At 36.5% G+C, this 23,403-nt stretch carries 24 protein-coding genes; 10 read left to right on the forward strand and 14 right to left on the reverse strand.

The window, feature by feature from the left end:
- The first annotated feature begins 5 nt into the window (after positions 1-5).
- From NTX65_15850 to NTX65_15875, 6 genes are all read left to right on the forward strand, one after another.
- Positions 6-581: an NADH-quinone oxidoreductase subunit I gene (locus NTX65_15850; protein MCX6170814.1), complete on the forward strand. Its 576-nt coding sequence runs from the start codon at positions 6-8 to the stop codon at positions 579-581.
- A gap of 16 nt (positions 582-597) precedes the next feature.
- Positions 598-1,095, forward strand: a complete 498-nt coding sequence (locus NTX65_15855; protein MCX6170815.1) for an NADH-quinone oxidoreductase subunit J — start codon at positions 598-600, stop codon at positions 1,093-1,095.
- Between the two features lie 130 nt (positions 1,096-1,225).
- The gene (nuoK, locus tag NTX65_15860) at positions 1,226-1,537 is read left to right on the forward strand and encodes an NADH-quinone oxidoreductase subunit NuoK (GenBank protein MCX6170816.1); all 312 of its coding nucleotides are present in this window, start codon (positions 1,226-1,228) and stop codon (positions 1,535-1,537) included.
- A gap of 3 nt (positions 1,538-1,540) precedes the next feature.
- Entirely contained in the window at positions 1,541-3,634 is a 2,094-nt protein-coding gene (gene nuoL, locus NTX65_15865; GenBank protein ID MCX6170817.1) for an NADH-quinone oxidoreductase subunit L, read from the forward strand.
- Positions 3,635-3,736: 102 nt separating this feature from the next.
- Entirely contained in the window at positions 3,737-5,338 is a 1,602-nt protein-coding gene (locus tag NTX65_15870) for an NADH-quinone oxidoreductase subunit M (protein ID MCX6170818.1), read from the forward strand.
- 5 nt (positions 5,339-5,343) lie between these two features.
- Positions 5,344-6,861, forward strand: a complete 1,518-nt coding sequence (locus tag NTX65_15875; GenBank protein ID MCX6170819.1) for an NADH-quinone oxidoreductase subunit N — start codon at positions 5,344-5,346, stop codon at positions 6,859-6,861.
- A gap of 166 nt (positions 6,862-7,027) precedes the next feature.
- Here the strand turns inward: NTX65_15875 and NTX65_15880 are convergent, their stop codons facing one another.
- The 8 genes from NTX65_15880 to NTX65_15915 all read right to left on the reverse strand — a co-directional run bounded on the left by NTX65_15880 (position 7,028) and on the right by NTX65_15915 (position 14,277).
- The gene (locus NTX65_15880; protein ID MCX6170820.1) at positions 7,028-7,588 is read right to left on the reverse strand and encodes a class I SAM-dependent methyltransferase; all 561 of its coding nucleotides are present in this window, start codon (positions 7,586-7,588) and stop codon (positions 7,028-7,030) included.
- A 91-nt stretch (positions 7,589-7,679) separates the two neighbouring features.
- A complete protein-coding gene (locus NTX65_15885) occupies positions 7,680-8,147 on the reverse strand; it encodes a hypothetical protein (protein MCX6170821.1) in 468 nt (155 codons plus the stop codon).
- Positions 8,148-8,249: 102 nt separating this feature from the next.
- Entirely contained in the window at positions 8,250-8,837 is a 588-nt protein-coding gene (locus NTX65_15890; GenBank protein ID MCX6170822.1) for a hypothetical protein, read from the reverse strand.
- 128 nt (positions 8,838-8,965) lie between these two features.
- Complete coding sequence (locus NTX65_15895) at positions 8,966-9,940, reverse strand: hypothetical protein (protein MCX6170823.1); 975 nt, start codon at positions 9,938-9,940, stop codon at positions 8,966-8,968.
- Positions 9,941-10,089: 149 nt separating this feature from the next.
- The gene (locus tag NTX65_15900; protein MCX6170824.1) at positions 10,090-10,605 is read right to left on the reverse strand and encodes a hypothetical protein; all 516 of its coding nucleotides are present in this window, start codon (positions 10,603-10,605) and stop codon (positions 10,090-10,092) included.
- Between the two features lie 456 nt (positions 10,606-11,061).
- Positions 11,062-12,276, reverse strand: a complete 1,215-nt coding sequence (locus NTX65_15905) for a THUMP domain-containing protein (GenBank protein MCX6170825.1) — start codon at positions 12,274-12,276, stop codon at positions 11,062-11,064.
- Between the two features lie 46 nt (positions 12,277-12,322).
- Positions 12,323-13,429 (reverse strand): LIM domain-containing protein, encoded by a 1,107-nt coding sequence (locus NTX65_15910; protein MCX6170826.1) that lies wholly within the window; start codon positions 13,427-13,429, stop codon positions 12,323-12,325.
- 413 nt (positions 13,430-13,842) lie between these two features.
- Entirely contained in the window at positions 13,843-14,277 is a 435-nt protein-coding gene (locus tag NTX65_15915; GenBank protein MCX6170827.1) for a hypothetical protein, read from the reverse strand.
- 255 nt (positions 14,278-14,532) lie between these two features.
- On the opposite strand from NTX65_15915, the gene NTX65_15920 reads away from it, so the two are divergent.
- A complete protein-coding gene (locus NTX65_15920) occupies positions 14,533-15,105 on the forward strand; it encodes a thioredoxin family protein (protein ID MCX6170828.1) in 573 nt (190 codons plus the stop codon).
- A gap of 73 nt (positions 15,106-15,178) precedes the next feature.
- On the opposite strand, the gene NTX65_15925 is transcribed toward NTX65_15920, so the two are convergent.
- From NTX65_15925 to NTX65_15940, 4 genes are all read right to left on the reverse strand, one after another.
- A complete protein-coding gene (locus NTX65_15925; protein MCX6170829.1) occupies positions 15,179-15,724 on the reverse strand; it encodes a hypothetical protein in 546 nt (181 codons plus the stop codon).
- 56 nt (positions 15,725-15,780) lie between these two features.
- Positions 15,781-16,251 (reverse strand): hypothetical protein, encoded by a 471-nt coding sequence (locus NTX65_15930; protein MCX6170830.1) that lies wholly within the window; start codon positions 16,249-16,251, stop codon positions 15,781-15,783.
- A gap of 110 nt (positions 16,252-16,361) precedes the next feature.
- Positions 16,362-17,123 carry a class I SAM-dependent methyltransferase gene (locus NTX65_15935; GenBank protein MCX6170831.1) on the reverse strand — a complete coding sequence of 254 codons (762 nt, stop codon included), beginning with the start codon at positions 17,121-17,123 and terminating at the stop codon, positions 16,362-16,364.
- 310 nt (positions 17,124-17,433) lie between these two features.
- Positions 17,434-19,884, reverse strand: a complete 2,451-nt coding sequence (locus NTX65_15940) for a sodium-translocating pyrophosphatase (protein ID MCX6170832.1) — start codon at positions 19,882-19,884, stop codon at positions 17,434-17,436.
- A gap of 567 nt (positions 19,885-20,451) precedes the next feature.
- Between NTX65_15940 and NTX65_15945 the strand changes: the two genes are divergently transcribed.
- The 3 genes from NTX65_15945 (at position 20,452) to NTX65_15955 (ending at position 21,871) form a co-directional block, all read left to right on the forward strand.
- Entirely contained in the window at positions 20,452-20,751 is a 300-nt protein-coding gene (locus tag NTX65_15945; GenBank protein MCX6170833.1) for a hypothetical protein, read from the forward strand.
- Positions 20,752-20,769: 18 nt separating this feature from the next.
- On the forward strand, positions 20,770-21,144 hold the full coding sequence (gene erpA / locus NTX65_15950; GenBank protein MCX6170834.1) for an iron-sulfur cluster insertion protein ErpA: 375 nt from the start codon (positions 20,770-20,772) through the stop codon (positions 21,142-21,144).
- A gap of 118 nt (positions 21,145-21,262) precedes the next feature.
- Entirely contained in the window at positions 21,263-21,871 is a 609-nt protein-coding gene (locus NTX65_15955; GenBank protein ID MCX6170835.1) for a superoxide dismutase, read from the forward strand.
- Positions 21,872-21,980: 109 nt separating this feature from the next.
- Here the strand turns inward: NTX65_15955 and NTX65_15960 are convergent, their stop codons facing one another.
- Together NTX65_15960 and atpD are read right to left on the reverse strand one after the other, a co-directional pair.
- Positions 21,981-22,391: a F0F1 ATP synthase subunit epsilon gene (locus NTX65_15960; GenBank protein MCX6170836.1), complete on the reverse strand. Its 411-nt coding sequence runs from the start codon at positions 22,389-22,391 to the stop codon at positions 21,981-21,983.
- A gap of 40 nt (positions 22,392-22,431) precedes the next feature.
- The coding region (gene atpD, locus NTX65_15965; protein MCX6170837.1) for a F0F1 ATP synthase subunit beta at positions 22,432-23,403 on the reverse strand (972 nt) is incomplete at its 5' end.

Raw genomic sequence — 23,403 nt, forward strand, 5'->3', positions numbered from 1 at the left:
AACTGATGAAACAATACTTTAAAAATACTTGGGATGGAATTTTCACAGTACTTGTTGGAATGAAAATTACATTTAAACATCTTTTCGTTCCGGCAGTAACTATACAATATCCTGATGTTAAGGTTGTGCTTCCCGAGCGTGTTAGGAACAGATTGTACGTCAACATGGATGATTGCATAGGATGCGATCAATGTTCCCGTGCTTGCCCCGTTAGTTGTATCGAAATTGAAACTATAAAAAGTGTTCCAGGTGATGATCTTGGCATCACGTCAAACGGAAAGAAGAAAGCTCTCTGGGTTACTAAATTTAATATCGATATTGCAAAATGCTGTTATTGCCAATTATGTGTTTTTCCTTGTCCAACCGAATGTATTTACATGACAAATGTTTATGAATTTGCCGAATTCGAAAGAAGTAATCTGCTCTATAAGTTTGCTACTTTAACCGATGAGGAAGTATCACAAAAGAAAATCAATTACGATAAAATGCAGGCTGAGAAAGAAGCTCAAAAAGCTGCCGCAGCAGCAAAACCTAAACCTGAAGCACCAGCAGCTACTCAACAAGAAAATAAAACCGAGTAAATAGAGAAAAGATTTTATGAATATTTACGACATCATCTTTTACGTTTTTGCAGCGATAACAATTCTCTCTGCTCTGTTTGTTGTTACAACACGCAATATCGTTCATTCCGCTTTCTATTTATTATTTACATTCTTCGGAGTCGCCGGAATTTATGTTCTGCTCGGTGCCGATTTTATAGCAATCGCACAAATAATGGTTTATGTCGGCGGCATTTTGATATTAATTCTCTTTGGTGTGATGTTAACAAACAAAATTACAAGTGTAGAGATAAGAACCGGAACTGTGCAGATGCTTCCCGCTGCAATCGGTGTTGCAATATTTATGGGAGCGGTTATTTCCGTAATGATAATGACAAATTGGAAATCAGAACCGGGAATGATTCCTTTAACCACAACAAAGGATATCGGTCATCTTTTACTAAACGATTATGTTTTAATTTTTGAATTACTCGGCATTCTTCTGCTGATAGCTTTAATAGGTGCCGCTTCTATTGCGAGAAGAGAAAAGGAATAGATATAAGATTCTTGATGCTGGAAATCGAAATTTGTAATGTTTTTTGAAATGATAGAACTAGAATAATGGCAAATCAGAATAATTTATTGAATTGATCTGCGTTCTATTAAAAATTTTTAGGAGAATTAATTTGTTAACCGTTGGATTGAATCATTTTTTGGTTATAAGTGCCGTTTTATTTTCTCTCGGCATTTATGGAATTGTTACGCGCAAGAACGCTGTAATGGTTCTAATGGGGATTGAGCTCGTTTTAAATTCAGCAAATATAAATTTCATTGCATTCTCAAGGTTCGGCAACTTCGGATTAGGTGGACAGGTAATTGCGCTATTTGTTATAATACTTGCGGCTGCAGAAGCAGCAATTGCACTGGCAATAGTTTTAAATATATACAAGACGTTTGCAGACGTAAACGTTGACGAAATAGATCACTTAAAAGAATAGGTTATGAGCGAAAGTTTACTGATCAATATTTCCATAGTTATTCTCTTTCTTCCACTTCTTGGATTTACTACCGTTATTTTCTTCGGTAAAAAAATTCCGAAACTTTATCTTTTTGAAGTGGCAATTCTCGGATTAACTCTTCTTCTTTCCATTATTGTTGCATATGCAAAGCTCTCTTACTTCAATACAAAAGATATTATCGCTGCATTCACATGGATATCTCTGAGCAATGCGCCTTCTACTGGCGGGTTTAATATTGAGCTTGGTTTTAAGATAGACAATATTACCGTTATGATGCTCTTTGTTGTAAATCTTATAAGCTTCCTTGTTCACGTTTACTCAATTGAGTATATGCGCGGTGATAAAAGATACACACGTTATTTTGCTTACCTGGGAATATTCACTTTTTCAATGTTAGGAATTGTTCTTACTCACAATTTATTGATGATGTATATCTTCTGGGAATTGGTTGGTCTTTCTTCTTACTTGTTAATTGGTTTTTGGTTTGAAAAGAAATCCGCATCCGATGCCGGCAAGAAAGCATTTATTGTTAATCGTATCGGTGATGTTGGAATGTTTATCGGTATCTTAATTCTCTTCACACAATACAAAACATTTACGTTCGATGTTATATATCAGCAAATAGCAGCCGGCAATCTTCCTTTTGGAAGTAACTGGTGGTTAACCGCAGCGGGAATATTAGTTTTCATGGGCGCTGTTGGAAAATCCGCACAATTCCCTCTTCACGTATGGCTGCCAGATGCTATGGAAGGTCCAACTCCTGTCAGCGCATTAATCCACGCAGCTACAATGGTTGCCGCAGGTGTTTATCTTGTTGTTAGAATTTTTGTCATGCTGACGGCAGACGCAATGTTAGTAATTGCTGTAGTCGGAGCTGTTACTTCTCTTGTAGCCGCAACTATTGCGCTCACACAAAACGATATTAAAAAAGTTTTAGCTTATTCAACAGTTTCGCAACTTGGCTACATGGTAATGTCGCTTGGAGTTGGCGCTTATGCATTCGCATTCTTCCATCTTGTTACACATGCTTTCTTCAAAGCATGCTTGTTCTTGGGTTCCGGTTCTGTAATTCATTCAATGCACCATGAACAAGATATACGCAATATGGGCGGACTCAAGAAGAAAATGCCGATTACTTATTATACTTTTTTGGTTTCAACATTAGCTATATCCGGCGTGCCGCTCTTCTCCGGTTTCTTGAGTAAAGACGGAATCCTTGCCGGAACTCTAACATTTGGTAAGCTTACCGGTCATTGGTTGATTCCGATTATTGGTTTTACTGTAGCGGGATTAACAGCATTCTACATGTTCCGTCTTGTTATTTTAACATTCCACGGTGAACCAAGAGATCATCATAAATTTGAACATGCGCATGAATCACCTTTTGTTATGACTATGCCACTTGTTGTTCTTGCTACACTTTCAATTTTTATCTGGTACACCCCAAACCCGATCAATGCAAATGCAGGCTGGGTATTAAGCAACTGGATTAAAACTCCTGCGCAAGTTACACCTGTTGATACAAGGTTTGAATTCATGAAGCCGAGCAGTGAAGAAGCGAAAGCTGAAATTCAAGGTCCGGTTACACATTCAGTTGAGTATACCGAAACAATGCACTGGGCTCATTATCCGGCAATGTTCTTGTCACTCATTTTGGCAGGTTTGGGAATTCTAGTTGCATTCATGTTCTATCAATGGAAGAAATTAAACGCAGATAAACTCGCTGAAAAACTCAAAGGTTTGTATAAATTCTCTTTGAATAAATGGTTCCTCGACGAACTTTATGACATGACGGCAATTGCAGGTACATTAAAATTCAGTTCTATACTTGCTTGGTTTGATAACAATATTGTTGATGGAATCGTTAACGGATCGGCAACAGTAACAAGATTCGCATCAAGAATGAGTGGCTGGTTCGATACATTCGTTGTGGATGGCGCAGTTAATTTCACAGCATTCTTCAGCGGATTCGTCGGCTTATCATTCAGAAGATTACAGACTGGAAAGGTTCAGACATATATAATCTTTGTTGTTTTTGCGATAATTATTTTATTAATGTTCTTTAAACCGTTCTGACGGTTTACGTCATCCTGAGCGTAGCGAAGGATCTCCTAATTAATTGATTTAGAGATTCCTCAGTATGACAATTATAAAAATTATAAATATAGGTCTTTAATTATGATTGGATTTCCGATTCTTTCGTTAATCACTTTTCTTCCGATTCTTGGAATGTTCTTAATCATGTTCATGAAAAAGGAACAGCCCAAATCAATAAAGTACTTAACGCTGGGTATAACGGCTTTTCAAGTTGTTCTTGCTGTTATTCTTCTTGCAAACTATAATTACTCAGCCGGTGGAATTTATCAAGAAAAGTCATTTCAGTTTATTGAAAAATTCAAATGGATCAATATTAGCGGTATTTCATGGCTTGGTAACGTTAAGATTGATTACTTTCTTGGTATAGATGGATTAAGCATGCCGATGGTTTTATTGACTGCACTAATTACTTTTATTGCTGCAATTTCATCATGGACAATCGAAAAATCAGTTAAAGGTTATTTCGCTTTGTTCCTTCTTCTCGATGCGGGTATGATGGGCGTTTTTGTTTCTCTTGATTTCTTCCTCTTCTATATCTTCTGGGAATTAATGCTTCTGCCGATGTATTTCTTAATCGGTATTTGGGGCGGTCCAAGAAAAGAATATGCAGCTATTAAGTTCTTCATCTATACTTTATTCGGCAGTGTGTTCATACTTTTAGTCATGATCGGTTTATATTTCAGCGCCACTGAATTAATGGGAGACGGAAGCAGAGTTCATACATTTAGTATGCTCGCCTTAATGAATCCGGCAAATTATTCCGCTGATGGTATTCTTTCGATGATGAACCCAAACAATTTAAGATTGGTTGCATACATCGCATTATTCGCTGGCTTTGCAATTAAAATTCCGATGTTTCCATTCCATACATGGCTGCCCGATGCACACGTTGAAGCTCCGACACCAATTTCAGTTATTCTTGCCGGCGTTCTCTTAAAGATGGGCACTTACGGTATTTTGAGAATCAGTTATCCAATCTTCCCCGATATTACACGTCAATTGATGTGGTACATTGCTCTTTTTGGTATGATCAATATAGTTTATGGTGCACTTGTAGCGCTTGCTCAAAAAGATTTCAAAAAATTAATTGCTTACTCATCGATTTCTCACATGGGTTATGTTTTGCTTGGAATGGCGTCTCTTACAACAATCGGAATCAACGGTGCAATCTTTCAAATGTTCAACCATGGAACAATTACAGCAATGCTCTTCTTGGCTGTAGGGGTTGTTTACGACCGTGCTCATACAAGAGGATTAAATGATTTCGGTGGACTCGCAGCACAGATGCCTGTGTATACCGGCTTTGTAACTGTAGCATTCTTTGCTGCAATCGGATTACCGAGCATGAGCGGATTTGTTTCTGAAGCACTTGTCTTCATAGGCGCTTTCGGTGTTGATTCAATTAGAATTCTTACAATAATTTCAACACTTGGAATTCTTCTCGGTGCTGCTTACATGTTATGGACTATGCAAAGAATTTTCTTCGGACCTCTTAACGAAAAATGGTCTGCTCTTAAAGATCTTGATGCAAGAGAATATGCAATGTTTATACCGCTCACAATAATTATCTTTTTCTTGGGAGTATATCCTTCCGGTATGTTAAACATTATGAATTCTTCGGTGAACTCATTAGTTCAGTTTGTTTCAACAACTATTAGCACAACTTCACTAGGTGGATTATAATTTTAATGATGGCAAATACTAATTTATATCAATCGCTAAATTTAATCGTACCGGAAATAGTTCTTTCTATTTCACTTATTGTTCTAGTTCTGGCAGATTTAATTTTTCATAAAGATAAAAAAATCATCCCTTATTTAGCAATTACCGCAATTCTGGTTACCGGTTACTTTGTAATAAACCAGTTTGGAAATTATGGCACTGCATTCCTAACAGCTTCCGCCACAAAGAATAATTTTGGAATGATCGCGGTTGATTCGTTCGGGATCTTTTTTAAGATGATCGTCCTCGTTGCCTCTCTCTTTATTGTCTTCTTCTCTTTTGGATCCGGCGAAATTAATAAAATAAAAGCTCGAATCGGCGAGTATTATGCATTGATCTTCGGAATGATCTTAGGAATGTTTTTCATGATTTCGGCAACCGACTTGATTCTAATCTATCTTTCAATGGAATTAATGTCATTATCATCCTATGTTCTTTCCGGATTCACAAAATTAAGAGAGCGCAATAGTGAAGCAGCATTAAAATATTTGCTTTATGGAGCCACTTCTTCTGGCTTAATGTTATTCGGTATCTCTCTCATTTACGGATTAACTGGAAGCACAAATCTCTATGTAATTAATGTATTGATTCAAAACCCTCAAGTAAATCTTTTTACGCTGGCATTTGCTTGTATCTTAATCTTTGCCGGTATTGGTTATAAAATTTCTTCTGCACCATTTCATTTTTGGACTCCGGATGTTTATGAAGGCGCACCGATCACAATCACGGCATTTCTTTCTGTAGCTAGTAAAGCAGCAGGATTTGCTCTATTGATTCGTTTCATTAAAACAACTTTTGTTTCTTATGTTGATCCGTTGGGAATGTGGCAGTTAATAAATGTATTCGATTGGAAGTCATTCCTCGTTGCTATTTCAATTCTTACAATGACTCTTGGTAATTTCTCAGCACTATGGCAGAATAATTTGAAGAGAATGCTTGCATATTCTTCAATTGCTCATGCCGGTTATCTTCTTCTTGGATTGGTTGTTCTCTCGAACCAAGGTCTTCTTGCAATCTTAATCTATTTTTCTGTTTACCTCTTGATGAATCTCGGTGCATTCCTTATTGTAATGTTGATTGCAAATAAAACCGGTTCGGAAGAAATTCAAGATTATAACGGACTTGGTCACACTTCACCATTCCTTGGAATTTCCCTTGCTATATTTTTGGTGTCATTAACCGGATTGCCTCCAACAGCTGGATTTATCGGCAAACTTTATCTCTTCATTGCTCTTGTAGATGCTAAGATGATTGTAGTTGCAGTGATTGCGCTTCTTAACTCTGTTGTTTCTCTTTACTATTATATCCGCGTTCTTAAACACATGTTCTTGACTAAAGCTGATAAAGAAACACAAACCGTTACTACTTCCCTTCCGAATACAATTCTGGTTTCTGTATTGGTCACGGCGGTTTTTGTTTTCGGAATTTACTTCGGACCACTAGTTGATGCAGCTAAAAGTTGTCTGATGATTCTAGGTTTATAAGAGATTTGTTTCTTAAAAGTTTTAGAAAAGCCGACGTGAGTTGGCTTTTTTGTTTTAAATACTTTCGACATGATTTCGATTCTGTATTATCCTAAATCATTCCTCGAGAGTACTATTCAACTTTGAAGATAATATTTTATCTGTTGTTTTTTAAAACAGCATCCGGTTATACATTCTTCAAAATTGATGAAAAGCTAAAAAATAATTTTGGACCTCGAGATATATGGAATCCGGCATGTTCTGCTTTTCCAATTGTTACATTAAATTCTTTTTTAGATACGTGGAATAATTTGGGTTCTACAATTAAAAATTCTCCTTTTTCATTCAAAATCTTTTTCATTGTTTCAAAAAATCTTTCTTTGTTTGGAACCTCATGAACCATATAAAATGCCAATATAAAATCGACCTTTTCATAGATAATGATTTCGTCTTGTTCGCATTTTACAAGTTCTATTATTCCTTCAAGAGGTGTCCCGTAAATTTTATTTCTAAGTTTTTGAAGCATACCCTCTTGCAAATCAACAGAGAATACTTTTCCGGTATTACCAACCATTTTCGCCAATTCGATAGAAAAGAATCCAGGACCACATCCAACATCAAGAACCCTCATTCCTTCCTTAACATAGGAGGATAGTATTTTTCTTGGGTTTTGTATCCATTTTCTTATTTTATTGTCGAGTGAATGAGCAAACTCAACAGGGCAGACCCTATTTCTTCCATCATTCATATTATCTCAATAAAAATCTCTTAGTTCCAATTAGCCGGTTGAAGATTCTCTCGCCATCATTTATTTCTTCTTAAAAATGGAAAGGAAATATTTATTCCTTCTTCTCATCCGGTACAGTAGAAACCATAAACTCATCACCGCTGGGATAGCATATCACCCGTTTTGTTATTGATCCGTCTGTCACATCGGCACCGTAACAGACATTATTTTTGGCCGGATTGGCGGAGAAATAAATTTTCCCTGCTCTAACGATTCTGAAATCTTTATAATATTTTACTAAATGATTCTTTACTTTTTCTGGCAGATCGGCGATCTCTGTTTCAATCATTTTCATAAATAATGTGTCAGCTTTGAAAACCACGGCAATTTGTTTCCCTTTTTCATAGAACATTGCTCGTGTATTCTCGAAGTCTTTAGACCATTTTACATTTCCAGCGTTTGGATAAAGTTTTGTAAACTCAGCCTTAATTTTATCAGAAACATTGACTTCCTTTTTTTCTTGTGCCCAAAGAGAGATTGAGAATAAAAGGACAACACACATTAACACTGATCTCTTCATTTCAAATATTCCTTAGTTTTCAAAATGTATAACAATACTTTTTTAAGTCAGCGGTTCCGCGTATTGACAGACCGCTCACTTTAAATTATCCTTTACAAAATTTTAGTCTTCAAAATCCAAGTTGACAGGTTGTTTTGGTAAATTGTTCTCACGGGTCATATTTGTAACCGGAATTGATTTATCCACCTCTTCTATTTTCATATTATCAAACCATATTTTCCCTTTGCCGCTAAGCAATACACCGTATGCAATCGCTTTACTTCCTGCCGGTACATCCAGAACAATTTCATATTTCTTCCAAGCTGTTGTTCCTCTAATTGATCTATTTTGCATGTTGTCAAAACCCAATGATTGATTCGTTTCTCCGTCTAATCGCATCCACATTCCGCTCCATCCTTCAACAGATTCACTCTTTATATAACCGGTTAATTGTAATCTCTTTCCTATGAAGTTTTCCGCACTGATATACTGCATTAATGTCCCGAACTCATTATTCTTCGGTTCTTTTGATTTTATAAATGCGCTTGAGTTACCGTTTTGGAAAACCGATTTATCTATTCCCATTTCATATTCGGTTGGTTTGCTTCCCGCAGAGAACCAGCCTTTTGGAAGTTTAGAATAATTCTGTGCTAATAGAATTGCTGTTACCGCTAAAACTACTACAGATAAAACCACAAACAACTTTTTCATATCTCCTCCTCCATTTTAGATTATGCTGCTTAATAATTGATTCTCCTTTAGTCATGGACTATACCTTGACGGATTTATTTTTCATTTTTCATCATGTTTGCCCTTGGCCGGATAAATCAAATGTTATCTCATTTTTTAATAAAAGAAATATTCGCTACTTCTGTATTCGATAGAGAGCTAATAGATTGTTCATCTTGATTACCTCCGAAAATATATAAAGAATTTCCAATGATTTGAGTGCCGGCATGTCTTCTGTCAGTCATTGTGGTTTCATATTTTGTTAAAGACCTTGATTTTGTATCATATGCTGCCAAAAAGCCTAAATTTTGATACGATCCGACTATCCATATATTTTGTCCATCAGAAGCTGTGGCGTGAGCAGATACATCATATTGTAATAATCCTAAATTCGTCCACGTTGAATCCTCAAAATTGTATGAGTCAATACTCCGAATCGTACTGCCATCATAACCGCCAAAAATATAGAGTATTCCATCTACTATTTTACCGCTTGTTTCTTTTGCTTCAAGCAAGTCTGGTAACCTTTTCCAAGTCGCTCTGATTGGATCATATTCATAGAAGCGTTTTGCGTAGGTGTTCATGATCTTGCCTCCAATGACATTTGTGACTCTTCCACCAAAAAAATATATTTTATTATTCCAGACTGCTGAACCTGCATGTTTAACGGGATATGGATTTTCCTTTCCAAAAGAGATCTGATTTGTCTTAAGGTCGAAGATTTCCATCTTATCAAATAATGATCGGAAGTCGGATGTAAAATACTCACCGTTAAAAACATATATTTTATTTTCAGCCTTTACAAACTCAGCGTTGCAATATCTTTTAGGCTTGAGAACCTCCGATAATATAGTCCATTTATTATTTGCTGGATCATATGTTTCAATACTATTTGACAAGTATACTAATCCGCTGGTGTTGCCACACACCGCATAGATATTTTTGCCATCGGAGGTATAACCCATACCGTAACGCTCAGAATTCATATCTGCTAAAGGTTTGAAATCTACTTTTACTTGGGCGAATTGAACGTTACTTGATAGAACAATAACTATAGCTGCGATAACTTTAATTGCTAATTTCATTTTGCCTCCCTTTTAGTTATCAAACTTTTAATGAACTCGATAATTCTTTTACAACAACATCCATACATTCACTGATTTATTCTTTATTCTGGGTTACAGTTGAACTTTAACGACCGAATAATTTCTCCAATTATCAATTAGCTCGATATCTATTCCCTTGTAAGCTTCACTCGTGCAAAGGATTGCAGTTTTCCATTTTCTTCACCATCCATCACCCACTGCCAGGTACCGGAATCACTGTCATACACAAATGTTGTGTGGAAAAGACTGTTGTCACTCCCATGGAATAAGAACGCCATTTTATTGCTGTCCCGTTCTGCATGCGCAATTGCTTGAGCCGAAAGACCGCCTCCACCTGTAACGTCGAGCCAGAGACATGCGTACTGATTCAACTTTTCATCCCATCCGATGAAAACGATTGCTTCATACATCGCTTCGCCGTTGGAATTTTTATCGCGAGATATTTCGTGAACTTGAATGTACTGATGACCGAGCACCCACTTGATGTCAACATCATGCGTTGTCTCTTCTCCTGCTATTGTACCTTGAAGAACCCACTGGCCTGTCATTTGATCTAGCAAGGAATCCTGAAATGTTGTTTGTTGAGCTGGAATAGACACCTGAAATAGAACAAAGGCTAAAAAGATTTTCATGATTGTTTTCATTTATTTTTCTCTTAAAAAATGTGTTGGTGTCTAATTATTTTTTCATCCTTTAATGATTATTCCATGTAAAAGTTTGGTCCTTAACGACAGGAGAAATAGTTGGTTAATAATTAATGAAACGGAATTACCAAAGGTATTCTGATCTGGGAGTATTGAACTATTTTTTTGAAACGAGGACAAATCTATTCAGCCGGAATTATTTCCAAACCGTGCGGCTTAAATAAATTTTTATCATTTGCCGCATTTGAATAATCATCAAGAAGTAAAGAAGTTACTTTTTACAATGACGGTATTTACTGATTTCGTTTTTCTTCCCCTCAAATTGTAAACGCTCAGCTTGATGAATCCTTATTAACCCCATGTTGTTGCAGTATGTTATAAGGTAGAATGTTTTATTTCTACTACAAACTAAATTTAAATGAATTAATTAGCAATCGATTTTTCATCCCCCAAATTTTATTCCTCGGGTTTCTTCTTTTGCAATTCCTCCTCTGCCTTATATTCCGCATAATATCGTTTTTTGCTTCCTTCATAACTATCAATCTGAACAAGTACGCCTTCAAGCTTTCCGTTTACAAGCGGAATTCTTCTGCTAGTTTTAAGACCGATCGATTTTCTAAGAACCGGATCGCCAGTGTAGATAAACGCAGTTGTTCCTTTGCATTTCTGCTTTATGAAATCACCCAGCTCTTCGTAAAGTTTCTTTACTTCTTCAAAATCTCCCATCCGGATTCCGTACGGCGGGTTTGTAATTAATGTACCGTTTTCAAATTGTTTTACATGCTGAAAAGGTTGACCGGATAATTCAACATTTTCGGAGAATGGTAATCTGGATAAATTTTCTTTAGCCACCGGAATAATTCTCTGAGATTTGTCGCTTCCGCTTATTAATCCCTTTGGAAGCGGGCGTATCTTAGAATCCAAATCTGCTTTCACATTTTCCCAAATTTCTTTATTGAAATCGGGCAAGTAAAAAAACCCAAAATTTGTACGAAGCTTTTGAGCCGGAATTCTGCAGTAATGCATCAACGCCTCGCAAAGAATTGTCCCCGAACCGCACATACAATCCCACAAAGGATTTTGTCCGTCCCATTTGCTCAGCCGTATAATCGCCGCGGCAAGTGTTTCCTGCATCGGAGCTTCACCCGCCAATAATCTGTATCCTCTTTTATGAAGCGACTCTCCCGAAGTATCCAGACTTATTACCGCCACATCTTTTTCGATATGAAGATTAATCCGAACGTCGGGATTAACAGTGTTAACATCAGGACGAATTCCGTTACTAACTTTTCTAAAATAATCTGCTATGCCATCCTTCAAACATTGCGAAGCATATAAGGAATTATTGATTTGACTTTTTGCTACCGAAGCTGTGATTGCAAAAGTTTTATCCACAGAGAAAAATTCTTCCCATTTAATTTTCTCGGCGGTTTTTATCAACGTATTTGTATTAACACACTGAAATGTAAGCAGAGGTGCCAGCACACGAGATATCAAGCGTGATGTATAATTGATTCTGTAAAGAGCTTCGGGACTAGCTTCAAAATAAACTCCTCTGTATGCAACTTTAGTATTTACCGCTCCCAATTCTTTCAGTTCCTCTTCACAGAAAGTTTCCATCATTCCCGGAACCTGTGCAAAGAAACTGTTATTTATCTGATATTCGTACATTAATTAAAATCCTTTTTTTACTGTTTATGAATAAATTCTCCTAAAATCAGTTTTTAAGATACTTAAGGAATTCGGCTACCGGTTTTCCATCAAATTTTTCAAATATATATCGGAATCCGCCTCCATAGACGGGATCTGAATTCTTTTCTATAATTTTCATCTGGTCATTTTTTGCAGGGTCGTTTATGGAATTAAGGAAGAGGTAAGATACGTAATTAGAACTCCCCTCTCTAATATTATCCGGATGGTCTCCGTTAGTATTTTCCAGCATCCAAGCATGCATTAATTCATGCGCAATTGTAGCTTCAACAGAAATTTTGGAAACGCCGTTTAGAACATAAATTATATGTGAGGTTGAATTACTAACTAATTTATCATTCTCATATTGAGTTCTAGTTTGTGAGTCGCAGTATCCTTGCCCCAGTTCACCGGCACCTTTGAATTTGTTGGTGAGGAATTTCTTGTCTACTCCTAAGATCGAAATCCTTTTCATGTCTACAATAATTCCAAATGACACAAGTCTTGAAGAAACGATACTTAATAATTCCTTGAACTGATATTGGTCAAATACCGCATCCCTTCTACATAGATTACAAATATTTCTTCCATCGGGGTATTTAATCCCCCCGCCGGTAAGCGCTTGACAAATAAGTCTGCCGCAGCATTCGCATTTATTTAATTCCGCGGAATGTTCTTTGTGATATTTGTTCCCGTAGATATCAATATTAAATACCCCTTTTAATGGTGCGTTACATATTGAACATTTTGGAAGAATATAATTTTCATAACAACTTTCATGATATTTCTTATTCTCATAAACGAAATATTCTCCTACAAGAATTTTATTGCAGTATGCGCAGTACAATCCTTTAGTTTTAACCTCGCATTCTTTATGATAATATTTCCCATTATCTTTATAGTAATCCCCGATAATCTGTTTTCCGCATACCGAACAGATAAAATGTTCCGGATGATAATTATAGTTATCAACCCGAAGATATTTCCCCGTTATCACACTACCGCAAGTGTGGCAATAAAGTTTCTCCTGCGCATTAGAATTCGAATTGAGCGTTAATAGAAACAAAAAGATTAATAATGTATTTATTAAGAGGGAGTGATGTTCTTTTCTATTTAGTTGAAGTAATGATATCATTTCTTAATTGCCATTATGCTAGTATAGTTTACTTTACTCATTTATTTGTAATAAATCGTTGTGTGATTTTTAATGTAATCCGTTAAAACGGTTTTATCGTTGCACATGGTATCTCTAACCCCGCGATTAATCGCGGGGTTAATAAATAAATACTTATTTTTCCAACTGTTTTAACAGTTTATTTAAAAACATTTTTTAGTTCACACAACATGTTGTTATAATAGTTTAAAAACGAAATTATAGTGCAAACATAGGACAAATCAAGAAAAGATAATAAAAAACCTCTCCGGTTCTTTAACAAACCGGAGAGGTAGAGTGAGAGGCAAAATATGCATCGAAAGTTTCGGGGCCCTTTCTCCCCTTATGCCTCGGATAATTTTACTATACTTTTCAATCTATTTTTGAATGAAGACTTATAAACTTGCAACAGTGTCTGTAGTTTTTGAATACTCTTTTTCGAGTAGGTAGCCATTATAAAATTTTTCGCAGATATACCTAACATGACTGTTTTCATTAAATTTTGCAGCTCTGCTAACCATGTAAACCCCTTGAGCAGCTCCGATCTTTATTAAAGAGAGGGCAGCAATTATTCTTTCTTCATCGGTTTTTCCGTCGCGAAGCATTGCGATTAAGGGAATTACTGCTTTCTGAGATTTCATTTCGCCAAGATTAAAAGCGCAGCTTACTTTTAATCCTTCATTATCAGACGCTAATCCAATAAGACGGTTTAATTCAATTGTTTCATATGTGTTAGCGACCGGTATGCTCTTATTCTCTCCGGCAATTAATACCGAACTGAATAGAATTGTTGTTGCCAGAACAACTGCAAATAATAATCTTGCTTTCATGGTACGCCTCTCTTTGTTTTGTTAGTGAATTTTTAATTAGTAATTCACAGTAAATACTTTTTTTTGCTTTCACTTATTGAGACGAGGTAATGTTGAAAGAGTTCTGTCTTAATTGAAAAACGACATGATCATGCGGTGGATAAATTGTGGGACTTAATTTCAACAATTCTAAGAAAATGCTGTTTGAACCTTCTTATGGGTTTTTGTATAATGCCGGCGCACTTTTTCAAATACTATATCAAAGGAGATTTAACGATGTTAAGAAAACCAATGCTGACTTCATTTTTAATTTTATTTACGTTCGGATTAATAACGGCTCAAGAAGTAAAACCGCAAAATGCCGATAACATATATAACGCTGCGTTAAAAGAAGCAAAAGCATCTGACAAAAATGTGTTCCTTCTTTTCCATGCATCCTGGTGCGGATGGTGTAAACGTTTAGAGAAAGCAATTCAGAGCAATGAGCTCAAAAAAATATTTGAAGATAATTATGTTATTACTCATCTCGATGTTGAAGAAAGAGGAGAAAAAATAGCCCTATTGGAAAATCCGGGCGGAAGCGAAATAAAGAAAAATTTTGGAGGAGAAGAAGCCGGTTTACCTTTTTATGTTTTCCTTGATGAAAGCGGTAAAAAACTCGCCGATTCGAATGTAAGTGATAATAATTCTAATCTTGGTTATCCGGGAAGTAACGAAGAGATTGATGCATTTGGAAAATTGCTGAAGTTATCCGCGAAACATATGAGTGAGAAACAATTTGCCGCCGTAAAAGAATACCTTCAAAAGAACGCACCTAAACCGGCTCCGGCGCCTGCACCTAAAAAATAAGAATGCTGGTTTAAATGATTTATAGAAGGACTCTACTTTTCCGAAGAGTCCTTCTAATAATTATTAATTTCTTTTAACTTTCCGGATCATTTCTGCTGGATGCACCGTAGATGTGAAACTTAAAATCTTTTAATAATTCTTTCGCTTCTTCTAATTGAGATCCATCCACATAAAATTTAGCCGGTTGTATTAAAGGGTCAACACTCAAAAAATTTTCGCCGAAAACATAATAATCTATTAATGCATCATCCAATATAGATTTTATTAATGCTATATCACCTTGATTCAAAGAAGAGACAAATTCCAAGTAGTTCTGCCTGTTTAATATTTTAGGCGGATTAACACTGAGATCAATAAATGATTCGCATTCCGGACAATGAAATTTTCCAGAACTTCTTTCAATATCTGAAAGTTCAATTTTACTTGAACAATTTGGGCAATTAATTTCCGACGATAATAATTGAGCTGGAAATTCCTTTTTTAATATTTCTTGGCACTCTGCTTTTTTACAGTAATAATATTCGGTCCCTGCATCCAGACACAGCTCGCAATAATGTTGACCGCAATTGTGGCATGTAGAAAGTGCTTTTTTTGAAGGATGATTAACACAATTTTCCATTTAGGCCCACCTTTCTCTTTATAATATCTTACCCACCAACAAGCAATTATCCATTGTTATTTTTTCTTTTTCTTCATTAACATCATCATTGCACCGTCACCTTTTTTTGTTAACATTACAGAATATTGATCATTACCGATCCAAGAAAGCATAGTTACGCCAAGCATGCTGTTATCAGTATATGTAGAACCAAACTTCTCAAGTAGAAGTTTCTTAAAAATATTAAAAAGTTTATTAGCACTTTCTTCATCCTCTTTCCCGTTGCTAATCATTCTCCCCATTAAAAGACCATCCCCTTTAAACATGTATCCAATGCCAACTGATAGAGGTTCAAAATAATCATAATACATTAAAGTCTTAACCCCCATAGATTCCTTCTCTTCAATCTTTTTTTCTGAAAGACTATCTTTGACGGCAGAATATGTGCGATTAAAAGATTCATTGAAAAATTTATCAATAGAAAATTGGGCTGATACCTCAATTTTAAAAAACACTAGAATTAAAAGGGTCCATTTGAAAAATTTCATTTTATTACCTCTCAGAAACAATTGATGATATTGTTTTTAAGTTAGCTGTCACTCCCGTTATTGCATTATTATGCAATTAAAGAATGATATAGTACATTATATTTGTTTCATTATTTATTTGCGACGATTAACATTTCAAAGTCATCGGTTGTAAGTCTATCACTTCGATTAAATGCACCTAGCTTAGCTCCAAAAATGTCGATCGTTTGAAAATTTAGTGATTTTAATAACCAAGTAATTTCTGAAGGCACATAGTATCTTTCACTGCAATTCAGTTCTAACTTGTTGCCGGAATCGTCTTCGGCAAAAGTCGTACTGTAATCACGGAAGGTCATTAGATCGAACGAATTGCTATCATATGTAGCGTTCCCGGCTTCAGTTGAGTTAGCAAGGAAATCTTTGACAGAATGGAACAATGGAAAAAGTCCATTTAACGTTGTGAAAATAAGTTTACCATTATTTTTTAATGCATTCGCAGCGTTTTGAAGAATCTGATAATTCATTTCATCTGTTTCCATAAGTGGAAAAGCCCCTTCACAGAGCATAATTACCAAATCAAATTCATTTGAAAATGTTAATGCTCTTGCATCTTGCTTTTGAAAATTAATGTACAGATTGCTTATAAATGCTTTTTCTTTTGCTCGCTTCAATTGTGATTCAGACAAATCAACTCCAGTTACATTGTAACCTCGTTTTGTTAATTCAATCGTATGCCGCCCCGTACCGCAACCTATATCCAATATTCTGATCTGTTTGTTATACCCTATTTCTTTTTCGATAAAATCACATTCGCCAATAGTTCCTTGGGTGAAGTTTTCGTTGTCGTATTGTAATCCGTAATTTTCAAACAAAGTTTCATACCACTGTTTCATAATTTATTACCCCATAATTTCTTTCTAGTAGGACTGTGTTGTGTAAATAATAGCTGCCTCGAAGATTTTTTCATAAGAAGAGTGTATTATTTTTCGATTTTTCTAATAACATTATTGGATTACCCCATCACACAATTGTAACTTAAAAGAAAATTTAGTTGCAGTCAACCGAGCTAAAGATAGAGGCGGGAAAGTGTACTAAAAGTACGAATGAAGAAACAATCCAAGTCATGATAATAAATGGTATTCCATAAAAAAACAGCCCGCATATTGCGGGCTGCCAACAATCTTTTTAAATAAACTGTTCAGATTATTTTACTTCATCAACTTCAAAGTCACCCGTTTCGCGTTTGCTCTGCCATACTGCCCAGCCAATAGCAACAATACAAATAACAGATGCAATAATACCAAATACAATTGTACCCGATTTAGGAGCAACTACACCGTAGTTAAGAATCATACCTAGAGTGAGCAAGCTAACCATGTTCATAACCTTAATTAAAGGATTAATTGCGGGTCCGGCTGTATCTTTAAGAGGATCGCCAACTGTATCGCCGGTAACTGCGGCTTTATGAGCTTCAGAGCCTTTACCGCCGTATAAACCGTCTTCAATCATCTTCTTAGCATTATCCCACGCACCGCCTGCGTTAGCCATGAATACAGCAAGAAGTTGACCCACTAAAATCATACCCGCCAAGAATCCTCCGAGTGCGTAAGGACCTAATAAGAATCCAACAAGCATCGGAGCCATTATAGCCAAAAGTCCAGGACCAACTAATTCTTTCTGAGCAGTAACAGTACAAATATTAACAACACGACCGTAGTCGGGTTTCTTTGTTCCAGCCCAAATCTCTTTATCACGGAATTGTATACGGCATTCATGAACAATATAAAATGCTGCGCGTCCAACCGCTCTAATTAACATACTGCTGAATAAGAATGGAACAGCACCACCGATTAAAAATCCAATAAACACTACCGGATTAGCAACAGTAAGTTTTCCTGCCTCTATTAAATACTGAGGCACGCTAAGCAAATTAATTTTGTCTTCACTTCCAACAGCAATAATTGCAATAAAGCTGGAGAATAATGAGACTGCCGCAATAACTGCCGACCCGATTGCAATTCCTTTTGTTTCTGCTTTTGTTGTGTTACCTACTGCATCAAGATCTGCAAGTATTTGACGGGCAAGTTTATAACTGCCCGGTTTTTCTTTTTCCATTTCTTCTTTATCGTAACCCATTTCGCCAATACCGTTTGCATTATCGGCAACAGGTCCAAATACATCCATCGAAATAGTATTACCGGTTAGAGTCAACATACCGATACCGGTCATTGCAACACCGTATGCAATAAAGAGTGGAGGTGTTCCGGCATAGGTGAGAACCGATAAGAAAATTGCTAAGGCGATAACTAAAATCATTGCAACAGTACTTTCGTATCCAACTGCAAACCCTTGAATAATGTTCGTAGCATGTCCTGTCGTACATGCCTTTGTAAGACTCTTAACCGGTGCATGACTTGTATGTGTATAATAACTTGTAACTTTATTTAAACCTACAGCCAGAAAAACACCGATTAAGGCTGTAATGGCCGGACGTAGATCAAGTCCTTGAACTCCAAAGTTAGCAAACCAAGGCAAATTGTGTGGATCAACAGCCCAATAACCAAGACTCTTAAGTTCTGCTAATTTCTCTACACCAAAATATTCCGGAGTGAAGTGTAAATAGCTGAAACCGAGGACAAAGAAACCAACTACACTTATAACAGATCCAATCCAGAAACCTCTGTGAACACTTTTAAGAGCTGTATCAGAAGTATCATTTGCACCTGCTTTAACTGTATATGTGGAAATGATAGATCCGAGTACACCAATACCGCGGACTAATAACGGGAAGATTACACCCTTGTGTCCGAAGGTTGACATACCAAGGATCATTGCCGCAACAATTGTAACTTCATAACTTTCAAAAATATCGGCTGCCATACCGGCACAATCACCAACGTTGTCGCCAACGTTATCGGCTATAGTAGCTGCATTGCGAGGATCATCTTCAGGAATATCTTTTTCAATTTTACCAACTAAATCTGCACCTACGTCTGCAGCTTTTGTATAGATACCGCCGCCAACGCGCATGAACAAAGCAATTAATGTTCCGCCGAAACCGAATCCTAATAATGCTTCGTAAGCAAGATCACCAAAAAGCAAAAAGATCAATGTACCGCCAAGAAGCCCTAAGCCGTCAGTTAACATTCCGGTAATTGTTCCGGTTCTATAACCGAGCTGCATTGCTTCACCGTAGCTTCTTTTAGCTGCTGTAGCAACTTTCAAGTTACCGATTGTAGCTAAACGCATTCCAACAAAACCTACAAGGAAACTAAAAATGGAACCAATTAAGAAAGCGCCGGAACGACCCCATTGAAAAGCACTTTCGCTACCCTGGTATGTTAGGAAAAGCAGAACTGTTATGATGAGAATTAGTGGCCCGATTTTTTTGAATTGTGCTGATAAATAAGCATTAGCACCTTCTCGAACTGCTGCAGCAATTTCCTGCATCTTTTTTGTACCGCTATCGGCTTTCTTTACCTGCTTAACTAGAAGCAGTGCATATAATAACCCAGCAATTGCAATTAACAAAACAGTAAGTAATGCACCTATTTCAAGCGGTGTGTATTTAGGGTCAGAAAAGAGAGAGAAAGGAACGAAGCTCTTTACTTTTTCAACAACCTGTGAAGAAGAAGATTGCATTGAGCTTGGCATCCATATAAATCCGGCGGCGAAAAACATCAGAAGTAATATGAGGTAGTTTCGCTGGGTTTTTCTGGAGCGGAAGAATTTTTTAAACCGATTCATAGTTTACCCGTAATTCAGTTAATGATTATGTTATTTATTTGATTATATGTGCAGATCGAATGAATAGACTTTTTCAATTGGAAATTGAGCTGGATTAATACGGTCATCCTATAAAGTACCCTAATTTTCAGAACGGATCCTCTCTAATTTGAGTTAATAAGAAATTACCTAATTAATACTTGGGTTCTTTAAGATAAAAAATAATAGCCAGTACCTGAGGTTAATCGAATTCGGATATTTTCTTTTTTTTCTCGGGTTGAAAACTATGATTTTTAATCATTATTCACAAACAAAAATATGAATGAATCTTTCATAAGATTGAAGAGTTTTATGGAAAAAAGAGAAGGGACAAATCTTATTTGATGCTTGATTTATTCTTTTTCTATCATCATCTTTAAAATAGATATTCACAACATTACTAGCCCAATACTAACTAGAATCCAATTTAATTAAATAAATAAGGTGATAATAATAATGGACTATTTCAAAGAACTAACAGCAAACCAAACAATTTTTTTCAGTTATATGAAAGAAAAATACCGCGTATTCAACAACTCAAATATTTTCTTCCGTGATATTCAATATGCTATTAAAAGCTTTTTTGAGAAAAAGAATAAACGAATTTCATATTCTGAAGCTGAAAAGATTGCTATAGAATTTACCACCCAGATGGAAAATGATAAGCAATTAATAAAAATGTCTAATAATGCATGGAAAGTGAATTTTTCTTTTGAGAAGAGTGTTATACCGGAAACGAATGTAACACCGAATTAAGTAGAGAAAGGATTCACGATGGATCAAGATGTCCGAGTTCAGAATTCATTGGAAAATGAAATCTCTGAAATAGATATTACCGAAAAAGCAATAAAACAAGTAAAACGAATTAAGGAAGAGAATAATATTCCGGATGAGCATGCTCTCCGAATTGGAGTTAAAGGGGGCGGATGTTCCGGTTTAACCTACCAAATGGGCTTCGATCACGAAACGAAAGACGGCGATACTGTAATTGAAAAAGAAGGTATTAAACTTTTTGTTGACGGGAAAAGTTTATTCTATTTATCCGGTACCGTTCTCGATTTCAGTGACGGACTAAATGGCAAAGGATTTATCTTCAGCAATCCCAACGCTACAAAGACTTGCGGCTGCGGCGAATCATTTGGAGTATAAAATGGATAGAAAAAAATTTCTTACATCGCTTAGCATTTTAACAGTTGCCGGAAGTCTTAAAAAAATTGATGCAATAACAAACAAAATAAATCATTCATTAATTAGGAGAAATAAGATAATGAGCAAATTTGAATTAATGCCGCTCCCGTATGCGTTCAACGCATTGGAACCGCATATAGACGCACGCACAATGGAAATTCATCATGATAAACATCATGCCGCTTATGCTAACAACTTGAACAAAGCTCTTGAAGGTACCGAGTTAGAGGGAAAATCTCTAGAAGATATTTTTAAAAATATTTCTAAGGCACCGGCTGCGGTTAGAAATAACGGCGGCGGCGTTTGGAATCATAATATGTTTTGGCAGGTTATGGGCCCAAATAAAGGCGGTCAGCCATCTGGCCCTCTCTCAGAGGCAATTAACAGCACGTTCGGTTCATTCGAAAAATTCAAAGAATTATTTTCAACTGCCGGTGCGACACGTTTCGGTTCCGGCTGGGCGTGGTTAGTTTTATCAGGCGGAAAACTTGTAATTACTTCAACACCAAATCAGGATAATCCTTTAATGGATATTTCCGAAGTCAAAGGGTCACCATTATTAGCTCTTGATGTTTGGGAACATGCATATTATCTGAACTACCAGAACCGCAGACCGGATTATATTGCATCATGGTGGAATGTTGTTAATTGGGATGATGTTGCAAAGAGATTTGCCTCAGCCAAATAATCTTTGCTTTATTGAATTTATTTTAGCCCGCAGAAATGTCTGCGGGTTTTTTTATTCAAAAAAATCCCGCAAAAGCGGGATTCAAATTTTAATTGTCTTCTGCCAATAGTTACAAACTTGCGCCTGCCATTTTCATTCTATTCATTGCACGTTGAAGAGCTAACTCGGCGCGAATAATATCAATATCATCTTTACTTCTATTAGCCAATCTTTCTTTTGCACGTTCATATGCTTTCCGGGCGCGTTCAACATCAATCTCATGAACTAATTCGACACTGTCTGCAAGAACAAGAACTTTATTATCCTTCACTTCAACTGTGCCGCCGCCGGTAGCAAATTCAATATGCTGTCCGGTTGCATCTTCAATTACAATTTTTCCAACCTCGAGTGAACTCAGTAGCGGCGCATGATTAAATAACACTTGAAAATTTCCAAGCGTACCTGGTACGGTTATAGATTTTACCTGTCCTTTGTACGCACTCTTAGAAGGTGTAATTATTTCGACAAAAATTTCTTTCATTATGATAAATAAGTCTCCGGCTTAATGATGAGTCTTAAACTCACTGCATTGTTTTTGCTTTTTCGACGGCTTCTTCAATTGTTCCAACATACATAAAAGCTTGTTCCGGCAAGTTATCATGTTTGCCTTCTAGAATTTCTTTGAAGCTTCTAATAGTATCTTCGATCTTGACATATTTACCGGCAAATCCAGTAAACTGTTCGGCAACGTGAAACGGCTGACTTAAAAATCTCTGAATTCTTCTTGCTCTTCTTACAGTAATTTTATCTTCTTCGGAAAGTTCATCCATACCAAGAATATTTATGATGTCTTGTAATTCTTTATATGATTGTAGAATTTCTTTTACCTGTTTAGCGACTGCATAATGTTCTTCTCCAACGATGTCTGGCTGAAGAATTCTCGATGTTGAATCAAGCGGATCAACTGCAGGATAAATTCCAAGTTCCGAAATTTGACGGCTCAATACAGTTGTAGCATCTAAGTGAGAAAAAGCTGTTGCAGGTGCCGGATCTGTTAAGTCATCTGCCGGAACATATATAGCTTGAACCGATGTGATTGAACCTTTGTCTGTTGATGTAATTCTTTCTTGAAGTTCGCCCATTTCTGATGAAAGGTTTGGTTGATAGCCAACCGCAGAAGGCATACGACCAAGCAGAGCGGAAACCTCTGAACCAGCCTGAGTAAATCGGAAAATATTATCTATGAACAACAATACATCGCGTTCTTCTTCATCACGGAAATATTCTGCAATAGCTAAACCTGCTAGACCAATTCTCAAACGCGCTCCCGGTGGTTCGTTCATTTGTCCGAACACAAGTGCCGTTTTGTTTAGAACACCGCTCTCTTTCATTTCAAGCCAGAGATCATTTCCTTCTCTTGTTCTTTCACCAACGCCGGCAAATACAGAATAACCGCCGTGCTGTTTTGCAATGTTGTGAATTAATTCTTGTATGATAACAGTTTTACCAACACCGGCTCCGCCGAATAATCCAATTTTACCACCTTTTGCATA

This window comes from Ignavibacteriales bacterium (genome assembly GCA_026390795.1).
Taxonomy (GTDB): domain Bacteria; phylum Bacteroidota; class Ignavibacteria; order Ignavibacteriales; family Melioribacteraceae; genus Fen-1258.

Coding starts and splice junctions, on each gene's coding strand:
- NTX65_15850 (MCX6170814.1), top strand. CDS start 6: ATGAAACAATACTTTAAAAATACTTGGGATGGAATTTTCACAGTACTT.
- NTX65_15855 (MCX6170815.1), top strand. CDS start 598: ATGAATATTTACGACATCATCTTTTACGTTTTTGCAGCGATAACAATT.
- nuoL (MCX6170817.1), top strand. CDS start 1,541: ATGAGCGAAAGTTTACTGATCAATATTTCCATAGTTATTCTCTTTCTT.
- NTX65_15870 (MCX6170818.1), top strand. CDS start 3,737: ATGATTGGATTTCCGATTCTTTCGTTAATCACTTTTCTTCCGATTCTT.
- NTX65_15875 (MCX6170819.1), top strand. CDS start 5,344: ATGATGGCAAATACTAATTTATATCAATCGCTAAATTTAATCGTACCG.
- NTX65_15880 (MCX6170820.1), bottom strand. CDS start 7,588: ATGAATGATGGAAGAAATAGGGTCTGCCCTGTTGAGTTTGCTCATTCA.
- NTX65_15885 (MCX6170821.1), bottom strand. CDS start 8,147: ATGAAGAGATCAGTGTTAATGTGTGTTGTCCTTTTATTCTCAATCTCT.
- NTX65_15890 (MCX6170822.1), bottom strand. CDS start 8,837: ATGAAAAAGTTGTTTGTGGTTTTATCTGTAGTAGTTTTAGCGGTAACA.
- NTX65_15895 (MCX6170823.1), bottom strand. CDS start 9,940: ATGAAATTAGCAATTAAAGTTATCGCAGCTATAGTTATTGTTCTATCA.
- NTX65_15900 (MCX6170824.1), bottom strand. CDS start 10,605: ATGAAAACAATCATGAAAATCTTTTTAGCCTTTGTTCTATTTCAGGTG.
- NTX65_15905 (MCX6170825.1), bottom strand. CDS start 12,276: ATGTACGAATATCAGATAAATAACAGTTTCTTTGCACAGGTTCCGGGA.
- NTX65_15910 (MCX6170826.1), bottom strand. CDS start 13,429: ATGATATCATTACTTCAACTAAATAGAAAAGAACATCACTCCCTCTTA.
- NTX65_15915 (MCX6170827.1), bottom strand. CDS start 14,277: ATGAAAGCAAGATTATTATTTGCAGTTGTTCTGGCAACAACAATTCTA.
- NTX65_15920 (MCX6170828.1), top strand. CDS start 14,533: ATGTTAAGAAAACCAATGCTGACTTCATTTTTAATTTTATTTACGTTC.
- NTX65_15925 (MCX6170829.1), bottom strand. CDS start 15,724: ATGGAAAATTGTGTTAATCATCCTTCAAAAAAAGCACTTTCTACATGC.
- NTX65_15930 (MCX6170830.1), bottom strand. CDS start 16,251: ATGAAATTTTTCAAATGGACCCTTTTAATTCTAGTGTTTTTTAAAATT.
- NTX65_15935 (MCX6170831.1), bottom strand. CDS start 17,123: ATGAAACAGTGGTATGAAACTTTGTTTGAAAATTACGGATTACAATAC.
- NTX65_15940 (MCX6170832.1), bottom strand. CDS start 19,884: ATGCCAAGCTCAATGCAATCTTCTTCTTCACAGGTTGTTGAAAAAGTA.
- NTX65_15945 (MCX6170833.1), top strand. CDS start 20,452: ATGGACTATTTCAAAGAACTAACAGCAAACCAAACAATTTTTTTCAGT.
- erpA (MCX6170834.1), top strand. CDS start 20,770: ATGGATCAAGATGTCCGAGTTCAGAATTCATTGGAAAATGAAATCTCT.
- NTX65_15955 (MCX6170835.1), top strand. CDS start 21,263: ATGAGCAAATTTGAATTAATGCCGCTCCCGTATGCGTTCAACGCATTG.
- NTX65_15960 (MCX6170836.1), bottom strand. CDS start 22,391: ATGAAAGAAATTTTTGTCGAAATAATTACACCTTCTAAGAGTGCGTAC.